At 46.0% G+C, this 17,800-nt stretch carries 16 protein-coding genes and 1 riboswitch; all 16 genes read left to right on the top strand.

What is annotated here, in order from left to right; translation table 11 throughout:
• The first annotated feature begins 6 nt into the window (after positions 1-6).
• The 16 genes from DXB91_RS02955 to glmM all read left to right on the top strand — a co-directional run bounded on the left by DXB91_RS02955 (position 7) and on the right by glmM (position 17,537).
• Positions 7-3,591: a DNA polymerase III subunit alpha gene (locus tag DXB91_RS02955; protein ID WP_118016776.1), complete on the top strand. Its 3,585-nt coding sequence runs from the start codon at positions 7-9 to the stop codon at positions 3,589-3,591.
• 25 nt (positions 3,592-3,616) lie between these two features.
• Positions 3,617-4,423, top strand: a complete 807-nt coding sequence (locus DXB91_RS02950) for a TrmH family RNA methyltransferase (RefSeq protein WP_118016775.1) — start codon at positions 3,617-3,619, stop codon at positions 4,421-4,423.
• A gap of 82 nt (positions 4,424-4,505) precedes the next feature.
• Positions 4,506-5,138 (top strand): single-stranded DNA-binding protein, encoded by a 633-nt coding sequence (locus DXB91_RS02945; RefSeq protein ID WP_117548569.1) that lies wholly within the window; start codon positions 4,506-4,508, stop codon positions 5,136-5,138.
• Between the two features lie 121 nt (positions 5,139-5,259).
• Positions 5,260-5,432: riboswitch (Lysine riboswitch) on the top strand.
• An 87-nt stretch (positions 5,433-5,519) separates the two neighbouring features.
• Positions 5,520-6,404 (top strand): 4-hydroxy-tetrahydrodipicolinate synthase, encoded by an 885-nt coding sequence (gene dapA / locus DXB91_RS02940; protein WP_118016774.1) that lies wholly within the window; start codon positions 5,520-5,522, stop codon positions 6,402-6,404.
• A 212-nt stretch (positions 6,405-6,616) separates the two neighbouring features.
• Entirely contained in the window at positions 6,617-7,372 is a 756-nt protein-coding gene (dapB, locus tag DXB91_RS02935) for a 4-hydroxy-tetrahydrodipicolinate reductase (RefSeq protein WP_022216597.1), read from the top strand.
• A gap of 8 nt (positions 7,373-7,380) precedes the next feature.
• Positions 7,381-7,746 carry a DUF6145 family protein gene (locus DXB91_RS02930; protein WP_015533275.1) on the top strand — a complete coding sequence of 122 codons (366 nt, stop codon included), beginning with the start codon at positions 7,381-7,383 and terminating at the stop codon, positions 7,744-7,746.
• Positions 7,747-7,783: 37 nt separating this feature from the next.
• Entirely contained in the window at positions 7,784-8,551 is a 768-nt protein-coding gene (locus DXB91_RS02925; RefSeq protein WP_118016773.1) for a type III pantothenate kinase, read from the top strand.
• Between the two features lie 48 nt (positions 8,552-8,599).
• On the top strand, positions 8,600-9,568 hold the full coding sequence (gene dusB, locus DXB91_RS02920; protein WP_022216595.1) for a tRNA dihydrouridine synthase DusB: 969 nt from the start codon (positions 8,600-8,602) through the stop codon (positions 9,566-9,568).
• 309 nt (positions 9,569-9,877) lie between these two features.
• A complete protein-coding gene (locus tag DXB91_RS02915; protein ID WP_117548572.1) occupies positions 9,878-10,735 on the top strand; it encodes a 3D domain-containing protein in 858 nt (285 codons plus the stop codon).
• Positions 10,736-10,960: 225 nt separating this feature from the next.
• Entirely contained in the window at positions 10,961-12,448 is a 1,488-nt protein-coding gene (thrC, locus tag DXB91_RS02910; RefSeq protein WP_022216593.1) for a threonine synthase, read from the top strand.
• Between the two features lie 201 nt (positions 12,449-12,649).
• Complete coding sequence (gene queD, locus DXB91_RS02905) at positions 12,650-13,069, top strand: 6-carboxytetrahydropterin synthase QueD (protein ID WP_199413816.1); 420 nt, start codon at positions 12,650-12,652, stop codon at positions 13,067-13,069.
• A gap of 62 nt (positions 13,070-13,131) precedes the next feature.
• Positions 13,132-13,836, top strand: coding sequence for a putative 7-carboxy-7-deazaguanine synthase QueE (queE, locus tag DXB91_RS02900; protein ID WP_199413814.1), 705 nt, complete (start codon positions 13,132-13,134; stop codon positions 13,834-13,836).
• 1 nt (position 13,837) lies between these two features.
• On the top strand, positions 13,838-14,431 hold the full coding sequence (folE, locus tag DXB91_RS02895; RefSeq protein WP_117548574.1) for a GTP cyclohydrolase I FolE: 594 nt from the start codon (positions 13,838-13,840) through the stop codon (positions 14,429-14,431).
• A 99-nt stretch (positions 14,432-14,530) separates the two neighbouring features.
• A complete protein-coding gene (gene queC / locus DXB91_RS02890; protein ID WP_118016771.1) occupies positions 14,531-15,208 on the top strand; it encodes a 7-cyano-7-deazaguanine synthase QueC in 678 nt (225 codons plus the stop codon).
• Positions 15,209-15,247: 39 nt separating this feature from the next.
• Complete coding sequence (locus tag DXB91_RS02885) at positions 15,248-16,162, top strand: diacylglycerol/lipid kinase family protein (protein WP_022216588.1); 915 nt, start codon at positions 15,248-15,250, stop codon at positions 16,160-16,162.
• Positions 16,163-16,181: 19 nt separating this feature from the next.
• Entirely contained in the window at positions 16,182-17,537 is a 1,356-nt protein-coding gene (glmM, locus tag DXB91_RS02880) for a phosphoglucosamine mutase (RefSeq protein WP_118016770.1), read from the top strand.
• Positions 17,538-17,800: the final 263 nt, after the last annotated feature.

Raw genomic sequence — 17,800 nt, 5'->3', positions numbered from 1 at the left:
AGACATATGGAGTTTACACATCTGCATGTGCATACAGGCTACAGTCTGCTGGACGGTGCGGCGAAGATAGACGGACTTGTGCGCAGGGCAAAGGAACTGGGATATGATTCCCTCGCAATAACGGATCACGGCGTCATGTACGGTGTTATAGAGTTCTATGAGACTTGTCTCAGAGAGGGGATAAAACCTATTCTCGGATGTGAGGTGTATGTCAGTCCGGGATCACGATTTGACAGGGAAGTTGGAAAGGGCGATGACAGATATTATCACCTCGTCCTTCTGGCGGAGAATGATCTGGGATATCATAATCTGTCCAAGATCGTGACCAGAGGATTTACCGAGGGCTTTTACTATAAGCCGAGGGTCGATATGGAGGTGCTGGAGAAGTACCATGAGGGAATTATAGCGCTCAGCGCCTGTCTTGCCGGTGAGGTTGCGACAAAGCTCAGAAAGGGCGACTATGACGGTGCGAAGGAGACTGCGATAAGATACAGGAATATATTTGGCGAGGAAAACTATTTTCTGGAGATGCAGGATCACGGAATACCTGAGCAGGCAACTGTGAATGCGGGGATCATGCGTCTGTCAAAGGAACTGGGTATCCCTATGGTCGTGACAAATGATTCGCACTACATCTATGCCGAGGACTGGGAGGCACATGATGTTCTCCTGTGTATACAGACTAACCACAAGGTTCAGGACGAGAACAGAATGCGCTATGAGGGAGGTCAGTTCTACCTCAAATCAAAGGAGGAGATGGCTGAGCTGTTCCCATACGCCCTGGAGGCTCTGGAGAATACACATAAGATCGCAGAGCGGTGTAATGTGAATATCGTATTTGGCGAGCAGAAGGTTCCGAGATTCGATGTGCCGGAGGGATATACCGCGGAGGAATATCTGGATCATTTGGTATATGAGGGTATGGAGAAAAAGTACGGATTTACATATGAGGAGTCCGGTAAGATGGCCGAGGGAACCCACGGCTACGAGGTCAGACAGAGAATAGATTATGAGCTGTCTGTCATAAAGAGCATGGGATTTGTGGATTATTTCCTGATAGTGTGGGATTTCATTCATTTTGCAAAATCGCAGGGAATTGCGGTTGGACCTGGAAGAGGTTCGGCGGTTGGAAGTGTGGTTGCTTACTGTCTGGACATCACGACCATTGAGCCTTTGCAGTACAACCTTCTCTTTGAGAGATTCCTGAACCCGGAGCGAGTATCCATGCCGGATATTGATATAGATTTCTGCTATATCAGACGTCAGGAGGTCATCGACTACTGCGTAAGGAAATATGGCGAGGAGTGCGTGACACAGATAATAGCATATCAGACCATGGGCGCAAGAAACGTCATAAGGGACGTTGGAAGAGCCATGGATCTCCCGTATGCGGTGTGTGATTCCCTTGCAAAGGCAATACCTGCAGAGAAGGATATGACCATAGATATAGCACTCAAGACGAGCAAGGATTTCAGGGATATGTACGAGGGCTCGGACGAGATCAAGGAGCTTGTGGACATAGCCAGAAAGCTTGAGGGACTCCCTAGAAATGCAGGAATGCATGCGGCGGGAGTGGTTATAGGCCGTGAGGCGATAGAGGAGTATGCGCCTTTGTCAGTTGGAGCCGAGGGCGCGGTGGTAACCCAGTTTGAGAAGAACACGGTGGAGCATCTGGGAATGCTCAAGATGGACTTCCTGGGACTCCGAACGGCGACCGTTGTGCAGGATACAGTCAAGCTTGTCAAGCAGACAACAGGCAAGGATATAGACATAGACAATATAGATTACGATGATCCGAATATACTTGGACTCATGGGACAGGGAAAGACCGAGGGTATGTTCCAGCTCGAAAGTGAGGGCATGAGAAACTTCATGATGAAGCTGAAGCCACAGAGTCTGGACGATGTAATTGCCGGTGTTGCTCTGTTCAGACCGGGTCCTATGCAGTTTATAGACGACTACATCAGGGGCAAGGAGAACCGTGAGCTGGTTCACTATGATACTCCTGAGCTCGAGGAGATACTTGAGCCGACTTATGGATGTATCATTTACCAGGAGCAGGTAATGCAGATCGTTATGAAGCTGGCGGGCTATACGCTGGGAAGAAGTGACCTTGTGCGCCGAGCCATGGCGAAGAAGAAGCCTGAGGAGATGGAGAAGGAGCGTCATAACTTTGTGTACGGCAACAAGGAGCTCAATGTTCCAGGATGCGTGGCAAATGGAATCTCGGAGACTGTGGCAAATAAGATATTTGACGAGATGATGAAGTTCGCGGAGTACGCATTTAACAAGTCCCACTCCGTGGCATATGCGGTACTTGCGGCACAGACAGCGTACCTTAAGTATTACTATCCGGTGGAGTTCATGGCTGCGCTGATGTCATCGGTAATTGACAACAATGGCAAGGTTGCAAAGTATATAAGTGTGTGTAAGCAGATGGGAGTTGAGGTGCTCCCTCCGGATATAAATGAGGGAGTGGCAAAGTTCTCCATAAGCAACGGCAAGATAAGATACGGACTCTCCGGTATAAAGAGTGTCGGCGGTGCTGTTGTCGACAGGATAGAAGCGGAGAGGACCAAGAATGGACCGTTTAAGGATCTCAGGGATTTCCTCACAAGGATGCCTTCAAAGGACACAAATAAGAAAACTGTTGAGGCTCTGATACTCAGCGGTGCATTTGATGATATGGGAGCAAACAGAAAGCAGATGATGATGGCTCTGCCGGCCATAGCGGAGGAAGCCGCAAGGGAGAGAAAGAGCAGGGAGTCAGGGCAGATGTCTCTGTTTGACCTGATGGGAGACGATTTTGTGCAGAGCAATCTCGTGCCTTACCCTGATGTGGAGGAGTATTCAGATCAGGAGAAGCTGGCGCTTGAGAAGTCTGTGCTCGGAGTGTATATATCGGGACATCCGCTTGGCAAATACATCGAGCTTATGCAGAGAACATGCACGGCTCAGGCGACGGATTTCGTGGTGGACACCGAGGATGACGATGAGATGAGCCAGGATCAGGGTGACGGAGATGGACAGAAGCTTCAGGACAATGCAATGTATGTCATCGGCGGACTCATATCAAGGGTGACGGTGAAGCTCACCAAGAACAATCAGAATATGGCGTATGTGACTATAGAGGATCTGGTCGGACAGGTCGAGGTTATAGTATTCCCGAGGGATTTCGAGAAGTTCAGGGACAGACTTCTGGTGGATTCCAGAGTGTTTGTCAGGGGCAGGGCGAATCTCGGCGAGAAGGAAAACAAGCTCATATTGTCGGATATGATAAGCTTTGAGGAGGCAGAAGGTGGCAAGAGCTTTCAGTCGGGAAAGCCATGGAACAACAGACAGAAGCCTGTTCAGAGCAACAGCCAGCTATGGGTATTGTTCGAGGATGTGGACGAATATATGAAGAACGAATCTGCATTTATGTCGATCCTTGAGGAGTACAAGGGCACATGTCCGGTGTACGTGCAGCTCAAGAAGTCCAGACAGGCGAAGAATATGGGCCGGGGATTCTGTGTGGATGAGAATTCCGGCGTTGTATATGCACTTCAGATGGAATACGGCAAAGACAGGGTATTGCTCAGAAAAGTGTGATAAGACACTGTAAAAGGAGAAAAAAGTGGAAGTAATTACAGCAAACAGTAATCCGAGGATAAAAGAACTTAATAAGCTGAACAAGGATGCAAAGCTCAGGAAGGACAGAGACGTGTTCGTGGTCGAGGGGATACGCATGTTCAGGGAGCTTCCGCTTCAGAATGTTCAGGAGGTGTATCTGTCGGAGAGTGCGCTTAAGGAATACAGGGGTGAATTCAAGAGCATGGGTGTGCTTGATGGCAGGAATACCTGGATACTCAGCGACGGAGTGTTCGCAGGGGTGTCACAGACCAAGACTCCACAGGGGTGCATGGCTGTGGTGAAATGCATGCATTATCAGCTTGATTCCGTGCTCGGCAGGAATGACAGAGAGACATTTCTTGTGCTGGATACGCTCCAGGATCCCGGAAATATGGGAACTATATTCAGAAGCGCCGAGGCAGCAGGTGTGACCGCCGTGCTTATAGGAAAAGGTTCATGCGATCCGTACAATCCGAAGGTAGTCAGATCGACGATGGGTGCCATATTCAGGGTGCCATTTGTCATGTGCGATGACCTGCCCGGGACCGTGGAGGAGCTGAGACGGTCAGGTGTTGTGGTGTACGGAGCACATCTGGACGGCGACGATCTCTACGACATAGTATTCCCGGACAGGGTGGCGTTCCTCATAGGAAATGAGGGAAATGGCCTGACGGATGAGGTGGCGTGCAGAGCCGACAGACTTCTCAGGATTCCGATGGAGGGCAAAGTCGAATCGCTGAACGCTGCAATATCGGCGACTCTTTTGTCGTATGAGGTAATGAGACAGCGAAAGAGAGACCGACAAAACTAGATCAAACAAGACAGCATATTTTTGTACTGCGTGGCATAACTTTTAAAGTATGCAAAAGTTTGTTATAACGGAGGGAGAAAATATGACTGAAAAAACATTAAACAACAATCAGGTAGTGGTGGCAGGAGAGATAGCATCAGAGTTCGTGTTCAGCCACGAGATATTTGGCGAGGGCTTCTATATGGTGGATCTCATCGTCAGCAGACTCAGCGATGCTTACGATACTATTCCGCTCATGGTGTCTGACAGACTGTTCGATGTGAACGAATCCCACATAGGGGAGCGCATCATGGCAAAGGGACAGTTCAGGTCATACAACAAGCATGAGGAGACCAGAAACCGCCTTATACTGTCTGTGTTTGTGAGAGAGATCGAGACCATCGACGAGGATGATGCTGAGGATGAGAACAGACCAAATCAGATCTATCTTGACGGTTACATATGTAAGGCACCTGTGTACAGGATGACGCCCCTTGGAAGGGAGATCGCGGATGTGCTGCTGGCGGTCAACAGAGCATACGGCAAGAGCGATTACATACCATGTATCTGCTGGGGCAGAAATGCGAGATTTGCCGGAAAGCTCCAGGTAGGAGAGCATGTGGCCATCTGGGGAAGGATCCAGAGCAGGGAGTATCAGAAGCGTATCGACAATGACCAGGTGATCAGCAAGGTGGCATACGAGGTGTCTGTGAGCAAGATGGAATGTCTTGAATGATATTTCATAAGGAGGGGCCCACGTCAGTGGGAGGAATCCTTGTGAAGCACGCAGTAAAATATATGGTTGACATGGTCTGGATGCGGTGATATAGTAGCACTATCTAAGGTTAAACTGAATACAATATAGTAGAGGCGCGGGATTAATGATTAAGCAGGCTGATGCATGTGGATGCAGAAGATGCCTGACGAAAGGGAAGACCGCCGAAGTGATGGATATTCCACAGGATCTGTTGCTGGTTGTGCAGTTAAGAACTGTATGACTGTCATCTGAGGATGGAGAGCTACTTGTAAGAATGAGATGTTTTTATGGGTTGGCTTTTTGCCAGCCCATTTTTATGCTATATTGTATCGACTATTTATTTTTAAGGAGGACGACAATATGTCAATTTTTACCGGTTCAGCAGTTGCACTTGTAACACCATTTCTTGAAAATGGAGATGTGGATTATGATAAGCTCAAGGAGCTCGTGGAGTTTCATATAGCACACAAGACGGATGCCATAGTTATCTGCGGAACAACAGGCGAGGCTTCAACACTGTCACACGAGGAGCATCTTGAGTGCGTGAAGAAGTGTGTAGAGTTCGCTGACCACAGAATAAAGGTAATAGCAGGAACAGGTTCAAACTGTACTGCAACAGCAATATATCTCTCAACAGAGGCAGAGAGCTACGGAGTGGACGGTCTGCTCGTGGTTACACCATACTACAACAAGGCTACACAGAAGGGCCTCATCGCACACTTCACAGCCGTTGCAAATTCAGTAAATGTGCCTATAATCCTTTACAATGTGCCATCACGTACAGGCTGCAATATCCAGCCGGAAACAGCAGTATATCTTGCACAGAACGTTGAGAACATTGTCGGTATCAAGGAAGCTTCAGGCAATATAAGTCAGGTTGTAAAGCTTGCAAGCCTTGCAAAGGGATGCATAGATATCTACTCAGGAAATGACGATCAGGTTGTACCTCTTCTCTCACTTGGCGGAAAGGGAGTTATCTCAGTGACAGCCAATATAATCCCTGAGGATGTACACGATATGGTTCAGAAGTATCTTGACGGAGATGTTCAGGGAAGTCTTGATCTCCAGCTCAAGGCCATTGATCTCTGCAACGCACTGTTCTGCGAGGTCAATCCAATACCTGTCAAGAAGGCTGTAGAGCTTCTTGGTATGTGTGATGGAACAATGAGAATGCCGCTCACTGAGATGGAGCCACAGAACGTGGAGAAGCTCAAGAAGGCAATGGAAGAGTACGGAGTTCTCTAGGACTGTAATTATCATAGAAACAATACAGATGTCTGCGGTCTCAACTGGCTGCAGACATTTTTATTTGCCGAGGTGGATATAAACGTTGCACAATGGACAGCAAATGTGTAAAATGGAGTACATGTTGAAATATATGCGCATGTCAGCGTGCATAGACCACACAAAAGACGACAACAAATGACAAAGCTTATATATATGGAGGATAGACAGACATGGTAAAGATCATAATGCATGGTTGCAATGGAAAGATGGGACAGGTAATAACAGGTATCGTTGCAGGCGATCCTGATGCCGAGATCGTAGCGGGAATAGATGTTGTGGACAACAGGGATAACGGATATCCGGTATTTACAGACATAGATGCCTGCGATGTCGAGGCTGATGTCATCATAGATTTTGCAGCGGCTGTAGCTGTTGACAAGCTCCTCGATTACGGTGTGAGGACACAGACTCCTATTGTTCTCTGCACAACAGGTCTCTCAGATGAGCAGCTTGCAAAGGTAAAGGAGTGCAGTGCAAAGGTTGCCATACTCAAGTCAGCGAACATGTCACTGGGAATCAATACACTCATGAAGCTTCTGAAGGATGCTGCGAAGGTATTCTCACCAGCCGGATATGATATAGAGATAGTTGAGAAGCATCACAACCAGAAGGTGGATGCTCCATCCGGAACAGCTCTTGCTCTTGCTGATTCAATCAATGAGGCATGCAATGAGCAGTATGAGTATGTGTACGACAGAAGCCAGGTGAGAAAGAAGAGGGATAAGAAGGAGCTCGGAATCTCTGCTGTCAGAGGCGGCACTATAGTTGGAGAGCATGAGGTGATATTTGCAGGTATTGATGAGGTTATAGAGTTCAAGCACACGGCATATTCCAAGTCAGTATTTGCAAAGGGTGCTGTTGAGGCAGGAAAGTTCCTCAAGGGCAAGCCTGCAGGAATGTACGATATGGCGGACGTTATAGGATAGGAGCGGTTATGGAGATTTCAACCAGGACAGAGGATGGCGAGCTTGTTCTGTGCGCCAGCTCGATATATAATCAGAAGTTTTATCTGAACAAGGAATTTTCAAAGCTTCCTGATGAGATAAAGGACGAGCTTCACGCCATGTGTGGAGCGTTTACACAGGAGGTCGGAGGAATATTTATGTTGGTGTTTGACGACGCCGGCAATCTGAAGATACAGACGAGGGCACTTGAGGATGACCTGTTATTTGACGACATAGGATGCGGACTCAAGGTCAAGAAGCTGCAGAATGAAAAGAAGGAGCTGTTCCAGAGTCTGGAGCTGTTCTATAAGATATTTATACAGGGTGTTGACATTAACAGTCTTGTAAATGAATGATATAAAATAATTGGAAGATCAGGAAGGAAAAAGGGGCATGTTATTTGCTATTGATGCTGGAAATACAAATATTACGATAGGACTGTTTGACGGAGAACGCCTGGAGAAGACCTTCAGGATGACCACCGGGATATCGAGAACATCGGATGAGTACGGAGTATTTCTGCGCGACTGGCTCAGAATGAGACAGTTGTCAACTGATGTTATAGATGAAGTTATAATCGCTTCGGTTGTTCCGAAGATCATGCATTCCCTGGTGAATGGCATAAAGAAATATTTTGGAATAACACCACTCATAGTTGAGCCGGGAATAAAGACGGGGATCAATATAGCGCTGCCAAACCCGAAGCAGCTTGGAGCTGACAGAATAGTTGACGCAGTTGCGGCTTATCACATGTATGGCGGACCGGTTCTCACGGTGGACTTTGGAACTGCCACAACGTACGACCTCATCAATGCCGATGGCGTGTTTGAGGCTGAGGTCACATCGCCGGGTATAAGGCTTATTGCAAATGCTCTGTGGACGGGAACAGCCAAGCTTCCTGAGATAGAGATAAAGGTGCCTGAGACGATACTGTGCAAGGACACGATATCCAGTATGCAGGCCGGTGTGTGCATGGGCTATATTGGCCAGACAGAGTATATAGTGAAGAGAATGCGCAAGGAGTCAGGATACGACAACATGAAGGTCGTGGCTACCGGCGGACTTGGAAAGATGATATATGAGAACACGGACTGCATAGATGTGTATGATCCGGATCTCACACTTCACGGACTCAGACTTATCATGGACAAGCAGAAATAAGTCGGATTTTGCAAATTATATATTATTATAGAAGCAATGGAGAAATTTATGGATTTCAGAGATAAATTGATCCTGGCGCCGATGGCTGGTGTATGTGACCAGCCATTTCGTCTTTTATGCAAGGAACAGGGCTGTGATATCCTGTACAGCGAGATGGTGAGCGCCAAGGCAATATATTATAAAAATAAGAACACGAAGCCGCTTCTGGCTATGGATGAGCGGGAGAAGCCATTTGGGCTGCAGCTCTTTGGCTCTGATCCTGAGATCATGGCGGAGATGGCAAAGAGGATAGAGAGCAACGGTTATTCGTTCATAGATGTAAATATGGGCTGCCCTGTGCCGAAGGTGGTCAACAATGGAGAGGGATCTGCGCTGATGAAGGATCCGGTTCTCGTTGGAAGGATAGTCGAGGCCATGGCAAAAGCTATAAGCATACCGCTGACCATCAAGATAAGAAGCGGATTTGATTCAGAGCATATAAATGCGCCTGAGATAGCACATATAGCCCAGGAGAGTGGGGCTGCCGCTGTGGCGGTGCACGGAAGGACAAGGCAGCAGTATTATCAGGGACATGCGGACTGGAGCGTCATAGCCAGGGTGAAGGAGGCGTGCATCATCCCGATCATTGGCAATGGCGATATAAACACTCCTCAGGACATCATAGACATGAGGGCGCAGACGAACTGTGACGGCTTTATGATAGGAAGAGGTGCGAGGGGCAACCCGTGGATATTCCGCGATATGAAATACTACTACGAGCATGGCGAGCTGCCGGACAAGCCTGACATATATGAAGTGAAGGATATGATGCTGAGACATGCGAGACTCATGGTTGAGTTCAAGGGTGAGTACACAGGTATCCATGAGATGAGAAAGCACGTGGCATGGTACTCAGTCGGAATGTATGATTCGGCAAAGCTCAGGAGCAATGTGAACCAGGTTGAGACTTACGAGGAGCTTGAGGAACTGCTCTGTAGATGGGCTGACAGCGCACCTGAAAAAGTCATTGTGAGTTAACATAAAAACAAAAAATGTAACAGGAAATAAAGAATTTATTAAAAATTCTAAAGTAAAAATATACAAGATGCTAATTTGTTTCAAAAATGTTACGGTACTAAAATGTAAAATATGCACAAAAATGGCATTTTAAAATGTTGCATATTTACATTAACTGAATTAAAGATTTTATGCGAGCTGTGCATGATTTACAAAAATAGCCACTTTGCTTGACCTTTCTTTCGACAGAGATTATAATAGCGTCATGAGTTAAATTTTAACGGTTTTGTAACAATTCTGAAACCGTAAAGAAATTAAGGAGAAAAGGTTATGCAAAAGTTTTCAGATTCATCACGTATGAAATCACAGAAACTAATGAAGACATCACTGAAAAGGAACGTAAAGAAGATTAGCATAGGAGCAGTACTCCTGGCAGTTGGATTTTCATCATACGCAGTTATCGCATCAGATGACAGCATGGTTTCATCCAAGGGCAAGGGAGTGTCGATCGCAGCAGCAGGTAATACATTATACGCAGACAACACAGCAGACTATGGAGAGGCAACATCATCAGTTGCACTGGCAGATGGTACTCTGTCAGATGTCAACAAGACTGGTTCAGTAGCCCTCTCAAGCAAGAAGACAGTTAAGAAGACTTCAGCCATAAGCGGTGGAGTTCAGGAGAGCACAACAGAGGCTCGTGCAACAGAGGCTGCACAGCAGGCAGCAGACACAACAAAGTCAGAACCTACCACACAGATGAAGGTTAAGGATAAGGATAAGTCAGCAGCAGGACTTCCTGACGATCAGATATCAGTTGATCCATCAACAGAGAAGTCAACAGATGGACTTCCTGATGACAAGGTTATTTATGTGAATGGTGAGGCATCAGGTACATATCTCGGAACATTCTGGATTACGGCATATTGTCCATGTCCAATCTGCTGCGGTGAGTACAGCAACATGGATAACCCGACAACAGCTTCAGGTGCACCTGCAGTCGAGGGTGTGACATGTGCAGCGCCAAGTAACTTTGCATTTGGTACAGAGCTTATAGTTGATGGTCATACATACACAGTTCAGGACAGAGGTGGAGCTATCAATGGCAATCATCTTGATATCTACTTCTCAAACCATCAGGCAGCTCTTAACTTCGCAACAGGCTACTATGATGTATATGTAAAGTAATAAAAAGCAGAAATTGTATACAGATATATTAAAGACCCGCCGTAAGGCGGGTTTTTAAATGCAGTGAGATAAGTGTTGAAAAAGTCGCACGAATGAGGCGGGCTATAGCTTGTTTTTTATAAAATGCTGTGTTATAATGCACACGATTATTTGTAAGAATACAGGTGATTCCTGAGTTTAGTACATAACGAAATGTTTAAATATATTTATTAAGGAGATTGGCAAATGGAACTTATCTACAGAAGCACAAGAAATGCAAATGAGACAGCAACAGCATCACAGGCTATACTTAAGGGACTTGCTAATGAGGGGGGACTCTTTGTACCAGATTCTATACCAGCACTTGATGTGTCTCTGGAAGATCTTGCAAAGATGAACTATCAGCAGGTTGCATACGAAGTTATGAAGCTTATGTTCACAGACTTCACAGAGGCTGAGCTTAAGCATTGTATAGATTCAGCATATGATTCAAAGTTTGATACACCGGTTATAGCACCACTTGTGAATAAGGCAGGAGCATATTATCTTGAGCTTTTCCATGGATCAACAATAGCATTCAAGGATATGGCACTTTCAATCCTTCCATATCTTCTCACAACATCAGCAAAGAAGAATGGCGTAAAGAATGAGATCGTCATCCTCACAGCAACATCAGGTGATACAGGTAAGGCTGCCCTTGCAGGATTTGCAGATGTTCCTGGAACAAAGATCATCGTGTTCTATCCAAAGCACGGTGTAAGCCCAATCCAGGAGAAGCAGATGGTTACACAGAAGGGTGACAATACATTTGTTGTTGGTATCACAGGTAACTTTGATGATGCCCAGACAGGTGTGAAGAAGATGTTCTCAGATGCTGAGCTTGCAAAGTACATGGATGAGAAGGGCTATCAGTTCTCATCAGCAAACTCCATCAACATCGGACGTCTTGTCCCTCAGATGGTATACTATGTATACGCCTACACAAGACTTGTTGCAGACGGAACCATCAAGGCCGGCGATAAGATCAACGTGGATGTTCCAACAGGTAACTTTGGTAATATCCTTGCTGCATACTACGCAAAGGAGATGGGACTTCCAATCGCAAAGTTCATCTGTGCATCAAATGACAACAAGGTTCTGTTTGATTTCTTCCAGACAGGAACATACGATAGAAACAGAGAGTTCATACTCACAACATCGCCATCGATGGATATCCTCATTTCAAGCAACCTTGAGAGACTGATATACAAGATTGCTGGCAATGATGCTGAGAAGAACTCAGAGCTTATGAAAGAACTCACAACAGATGGAGTGTACACCATCACAGACGATATGAAGGCAAAGCTTGCTGAGTTCTATGGTGGATATGCAACAGAGGCAGAGACAGCAGCTACCATCAAAAAGGTATATGAGTCAGATGATTATATCATCGATACACATACAGCAGTTGCGGCTACAGTATATGAAAAGTATGTGGCAGAGACAGGAGATAAGACACCTACAGTCATCGCGTCAACAGCAAGCCCATACAAGTTCACAAGAAGCGTTATGAACGCTATAGACGCTGAGTATGATTCCAAGACAGACTTTGAGCTTGTCGACGAGCTTGAGAAGCTCTCAGGCGTAAAGGTACCTCAGGCTATAGAGGATATCAGATCAGCAAAGGTTCTCCATGACACAGTATGTGACAAGGAGGATATGCTTGCAGAGGTTAAGGGATTCCTTAATATCTAAAGCATAGTAAGAGACATAAGCTGGTATATCTGATAGGAAATAGGCAGATATAATATACGAATAAAGCATAAATACAATATTATAGATTGACAGTTCATTAGTACCATCCTGTCACTAAACAAAACTAGGACATAAGAAGATCAGAATGTCCTATTCTGGTCTTTTTTTGTGGTGAACAGTTGGATGCTTATAGGAGGAGTTATGTATAAGTTAAAGACAAAGGCAAGTTTTGACAGCGCCCATTTTTTGAAAGATTATGACGGCAAATGCAGCAATATCCACGGACACAGATGGACTGTGGAGATCGAGGTCGGTGCAGAGACTCTTGAGAGCGATACACAGAACAGAGGAATGGTGGTTGATTTCTCCAATCTGAAGAAGGATCTGAAGGAGATTGCGGATCACTTTGACCACAGCCTTATCATGGAAACGGGAAGCCTGAAGCAGGCGACGGAGGATGCGCTGCTGGCGGAAAATCTGAGAATCGTGAAGGTTGATTTCAGACCTACTGCTGAGAACTTTGCAAAGTATATATATGATGAGATGGCAGGCCGGGGCTACAAGGTCATAGAGGCAAGTGTGTATGAGACACCGAACAACGTGGCTTCTTATTGTGAGTAAATATATATGATAGGATTCCGGTGAGAAGCTGGCAGGTCTAAAAATCTGGAAGATGTGAGAGAATGGAGAATATACACCGGGAGAAAGGAAATACAGTCGTGAGCACATACAGAGTAGTAGAGAGATTTATAAGTATCAACGGTGAGGCTGCAAGAGCCGGAGAACTTGCCGTGTTCATAAGATTTGCGGGATGCAATCTTGATTGCGGTTACTGCGATACCAAGTGGGCAAATGAGGCAGGCGTTCCGTATGAGGAGCTGACCGAGGATGATATTATCGATTATGTCAGAAGGACAGAGGTGAAGAACGTCACCCTGACAGGTGGGGAGCCGCTGATACAGAAGGATATAGATAAGCTCCTCCTTGCATTTGAGCTGGAGGACGATATAAGGGTTGAGATCGAGACGAACGGAAGTGTGGATATAGCAGAGTTCAAGGCCCTTGGAGGGAATGTGTCATACACGCTGGATTACAAATGTCCGTCCAGCGGCATGGAAAGTGACATGTGCCTTGCAAATTATAACTATATAGACAAGAATGATTCGGTGAAATTTGTGGTCGGTTCACAGGAAGATCTGGAGAAGTGTCTTGAGATAGTTCAGGAGTATGCGCTGGATGAGAAGACGAGAGTATTCATCAGTCCTGTGTATGGCAGCATAGATCCTGCGGATATAGTGGATTTTATGATCGAGAACGATATGAACGATGTAAAGCTTCAGTTACAGCTTCACAAGTTCATTTGGGATCCGGAAGAAAGAGGTGTATAAGATGGCGATAGATAAAGAGGCTATAAAGGAGCACGTAAGAGGGATACTGATTGCACTTGGGGATGACCCGGACAGAGAGGGGCTTGTAGAGACTCCTGACAGGGTTGCACGCATGTATGAGGAAGTATTTGAGGGAATGAACTACACCAACGACGAGCTGGCCGAGATGTTCGGCAAGACATTTGCAGAGGACGGAGTGGCAAGGCAGGCCGGTGACATGGTGTTTGTCAAGGATATAGAGGTGTTCAGCTACTGTGAGCATCACATGGCGCTTATGTACGACATGAAGGTGTCAGTCGCATACATTCCAAATGGAAGAGTGCTCGGACTTTCTAAGATAGCGAGGATTGCGGATATGGTGGCGAAGAGACTTCAGCTCCAGGAGAGGATAGGCTCGGACATAGCCTACGTCATATCCAAGGCTGCTGGAACTGAGGACGTGGCGGTCATGATAGAGGCACATCACAGCTGCATGACGGCAAGGGGCATCAAGAAACCGGGAAGCAAGACCATGACGACCACTCTCAGGGGAAGATTTGAGAGCGACACAGCTCTGCAGAACAAGATGCTGATGATGTACAATGCGGGAAGATAGTTATCGGTACACTGAATTGATAATGGTGAATTTGTTTATCCGTGAGCGTTATAATGCGGTTCGGAATATCATATTTGATTATATATGGAGGATGAGATCATGCAGAATTTAAAGAATAAGGATGAGGCAGTTGTAGTATTCAGCGGCGGACAGGACAGCACAACGTGTCTGTTGTGGGCACTCAAGAAGTATAAGAAAGTGTACGCCGTATCATTTGACTATGGACAGAGACATGCGTTAGAGCTTGAGTGTGCTAAGGAGATCGCGGACAAATTCGGAGTGGAGCATCACATACTCGACATGAGTCTGCTTAACCAGCTTGCGCCAAATTCACTGACAAGAACAGACATGAAGGTTGATGAGAATGCACCTGATGAGGGTACACCGAACTCATTTGTCGATGGAAGAAACATGGTATTTCTTACATTTGTAGCAATATTTGCCAAACAGAGGGGAATATCTGATATAATAACAGGAGTGTCCCAGAGTGACTTCTCAGGATACCCAGACTGCAGGGATATATTTATCAAATCGTTAAATACAACACTTAACCTTGCAATGGACTACGAGTTTGATATAATAACACCATTGATGTGGATCGATAAGATGGAGACATGGAAGATGGCTGATGAGCTGGGCGGACTGGACGTCATCAGAGATATGACACTTACATGTTATAATGGCATCAAGGGCGAGGGCTGCGGACATTGTCCATCATGCAAGCTCCGCAAGAAGGGGTATGATCTGTACATGAAGTACAAGGAGGATCACAAGTAAATAAGCAGTATCAAAGGGAAAGGTTGTGTTATTGAAAGTATGAAGAATATGCTGTTCATCATGAATCCCAAAGCGGGTAGGACTACTCTGAAGAATTCTTTGGTGGATGTGCTGGAAGTGTTCTGCAATAACGATTACGCGGTCAGGACATATCTTACGAAATCGGCAGATGACGCAGAGAGAATTGTTCAGGAGGAAGGCGCAAACTACGATGTGATCGTATGTGCGGGGGGCGATGGAACCCTGGGCAACACAGTTACAGGATATATGAAGAGCGGGATAAGGGTTCCACTTGGATATATTCCGTGTGGCTCCACCAATGACTTTGCAAGGAGCATGGACATACCGAGAGAGACGGTTGAGGCGGCTGAGATGATAGTGAAGGCAGAGCCGTTCTCCATAGATATAGGAAGTCTGAACGACAAGAACTTTGTTTATGTCGCAGCTTTTGGAATGTTCTCAGATACATCATATGCAACGCCGCAGAATATGAAGAATATATTTGGACATGCGGCATATGTATTGCAGGGGATAAAAAGCCTGGCAAATGTACCATCTTACAAGATGAAGGTTACAATAGACGGGGACGAGCAGGAAGGCGAGTTTATATTCGGTATGGTGTCCAACTCGGTATCCGTTGGAGGGTTTAAGAGTATAACCCGAAAAGGAGTTGAGTTCGATGACGGACTTTTTGAGGGAGTATTGATAAGGACAATGAAGACACCGGCTGACCTGGAGAGAGTGGTCAGGGCACTTCTTACAGGTGATGTGAATGAGAGGAGCATGGTTTCATTCAGGGCTCACAGGGTCAAGTTTGATGCAGAGGATCCGGTTGCATGGACATGTGATGGTGAGTTCGGCGGAGAATATAAGGAGACCAAGATACACATCCACAGGAGAGCGATAGATCTTCTGGTCGTTCAAGAAAGCGAGCAGGATGAGGTTATAGAATAATAGAATCGAGGATTTTACAATGGGTAAATATTTTGGAACAGATGGGTTCAGAGGCGAGGCAAATGTAGACCTTACAGTGGAGCATGCCTATAAGGTTGGAAGATACCTTGGCTACTACTATGGCAAGCAGCATGAGGATGGAAAGGCTCATGTCGTCATCGGAAAGGATACGAGACTTTCAAGCTACATGTTCGAGTATTCCCTGGTTGCGGGACTTACAGCCAGCGGAGCTGATGTATACCTGATGCATGTAACACCTACACCTAGTGTGTCTTATATAGTCCGCACAGGTGATTTTGACTGCGGTATCATGATCTCAGCCAGCCATAACCCATACTATGACAATGGTATAAAAGTCATCAATGGTCAGGGCTACAAGCTTGAGGCTGCCATCGAGAATGAGATCGAGCAGTATATAGATGGTGAGCTTGGCGAGATACCATTTGCAAAGAAGGACAGCATCGGTAAGACCACCGACTACACAATGGGAAGAAACAGATATATAGGTTATCTGCTCACGATCCCTACCAGACCTTTCAAGGGAATGAGAATTGGTCTTGACTGTGCAAATGGTGCGTCATATCTGGTTGCAAAGTCGGTGTATGACGCTCTCGGAGCAAAGACATATGTCATCAACAATGAGCCAAATGGAACAAACATCAACACGGACTGTGGTTCAACACACATTGAAAAGCTTCAGGCATTTGTCAAGGAGAAGGGACTTGATGTGGGATTTGCATTTGACGGTGATGCGGACAGGTGTCTTGCAGTGGACGACAAGGGCGAAATCGTGGATGGAGACAAGATACTCTATGTCTGCGGTCGTTATCTGAAGGATAAGGGCGAGCTGAACAACAATACCATCGTCACAACTATCATGTCCAACCTTGGACTTTACAAAGCACTTGACAAGAAGGGCATCAACTATGAGAAGACGGCAGTCGGTGACAAGTACGTGTTCGAAAATATGATGGAGCACGGACATTCCATCGGCGGCGAGCAGTCAGGACATATCATCTTCTCCAAGTATGCAACAACCGGTGACGGTGTCCTCACCTCACTGATGATCATGGAGACTATACTTGGACGTAAGGTCAAGCTCTCAGAGCTGTTCCACAGCCTGACGATATATCCACAGCTCCTTGTGAATGTCAAAGTTTCAAGCAAGGATGCAGTCATGAACGATGCTGATGTGCTGAAATTGAACGATGAGATAGCAGCAGAGCTTGGAGACGACGGAAGACTTCTTCTCAGACAGAGCGGTACAGAGCCTGTCATCAGAGTTATGGTCGAGGCAGCCACAGATGAGCTGTGTGAGAAGTATGTATACAAGATGGTGGATCTCATAAAGGCAAAGGGACACGCAGTGGAGTAGAGAGTGGTATAAAAGCTCAAAAGATACAAAGTACGTAAAATTTGTATCTTTTGGGCTTTTTTTCAATTCCAGGTGGAAGCCGGAAGGACTATGTGGTAACCTGCCGCGTCAGGAGAGAAGTACAGCGCGACCGGTGAGGCGAGGTTGTGGCAGAGATATGTGGATTTTCTCAAGTTCAAACAGACAAATACTTGCGAAATATACTGCTGTTGGCGAAAATGCATGAAAAAAGTGGGGTATAATCCTAAAAATGATAGAATTTA

The organism is Coprococcus sp. OM06-34AC, from assembly GCF_003462545.1.
GTDB lineage: Bacteria > Bacillota > Clostridia > Lachnospirales > Lachnospiraceae > Coprococcus > Coprococcus aceti.
This window is presented reverse-complemented; position numbering and strand designations above follow the sequence as displayed.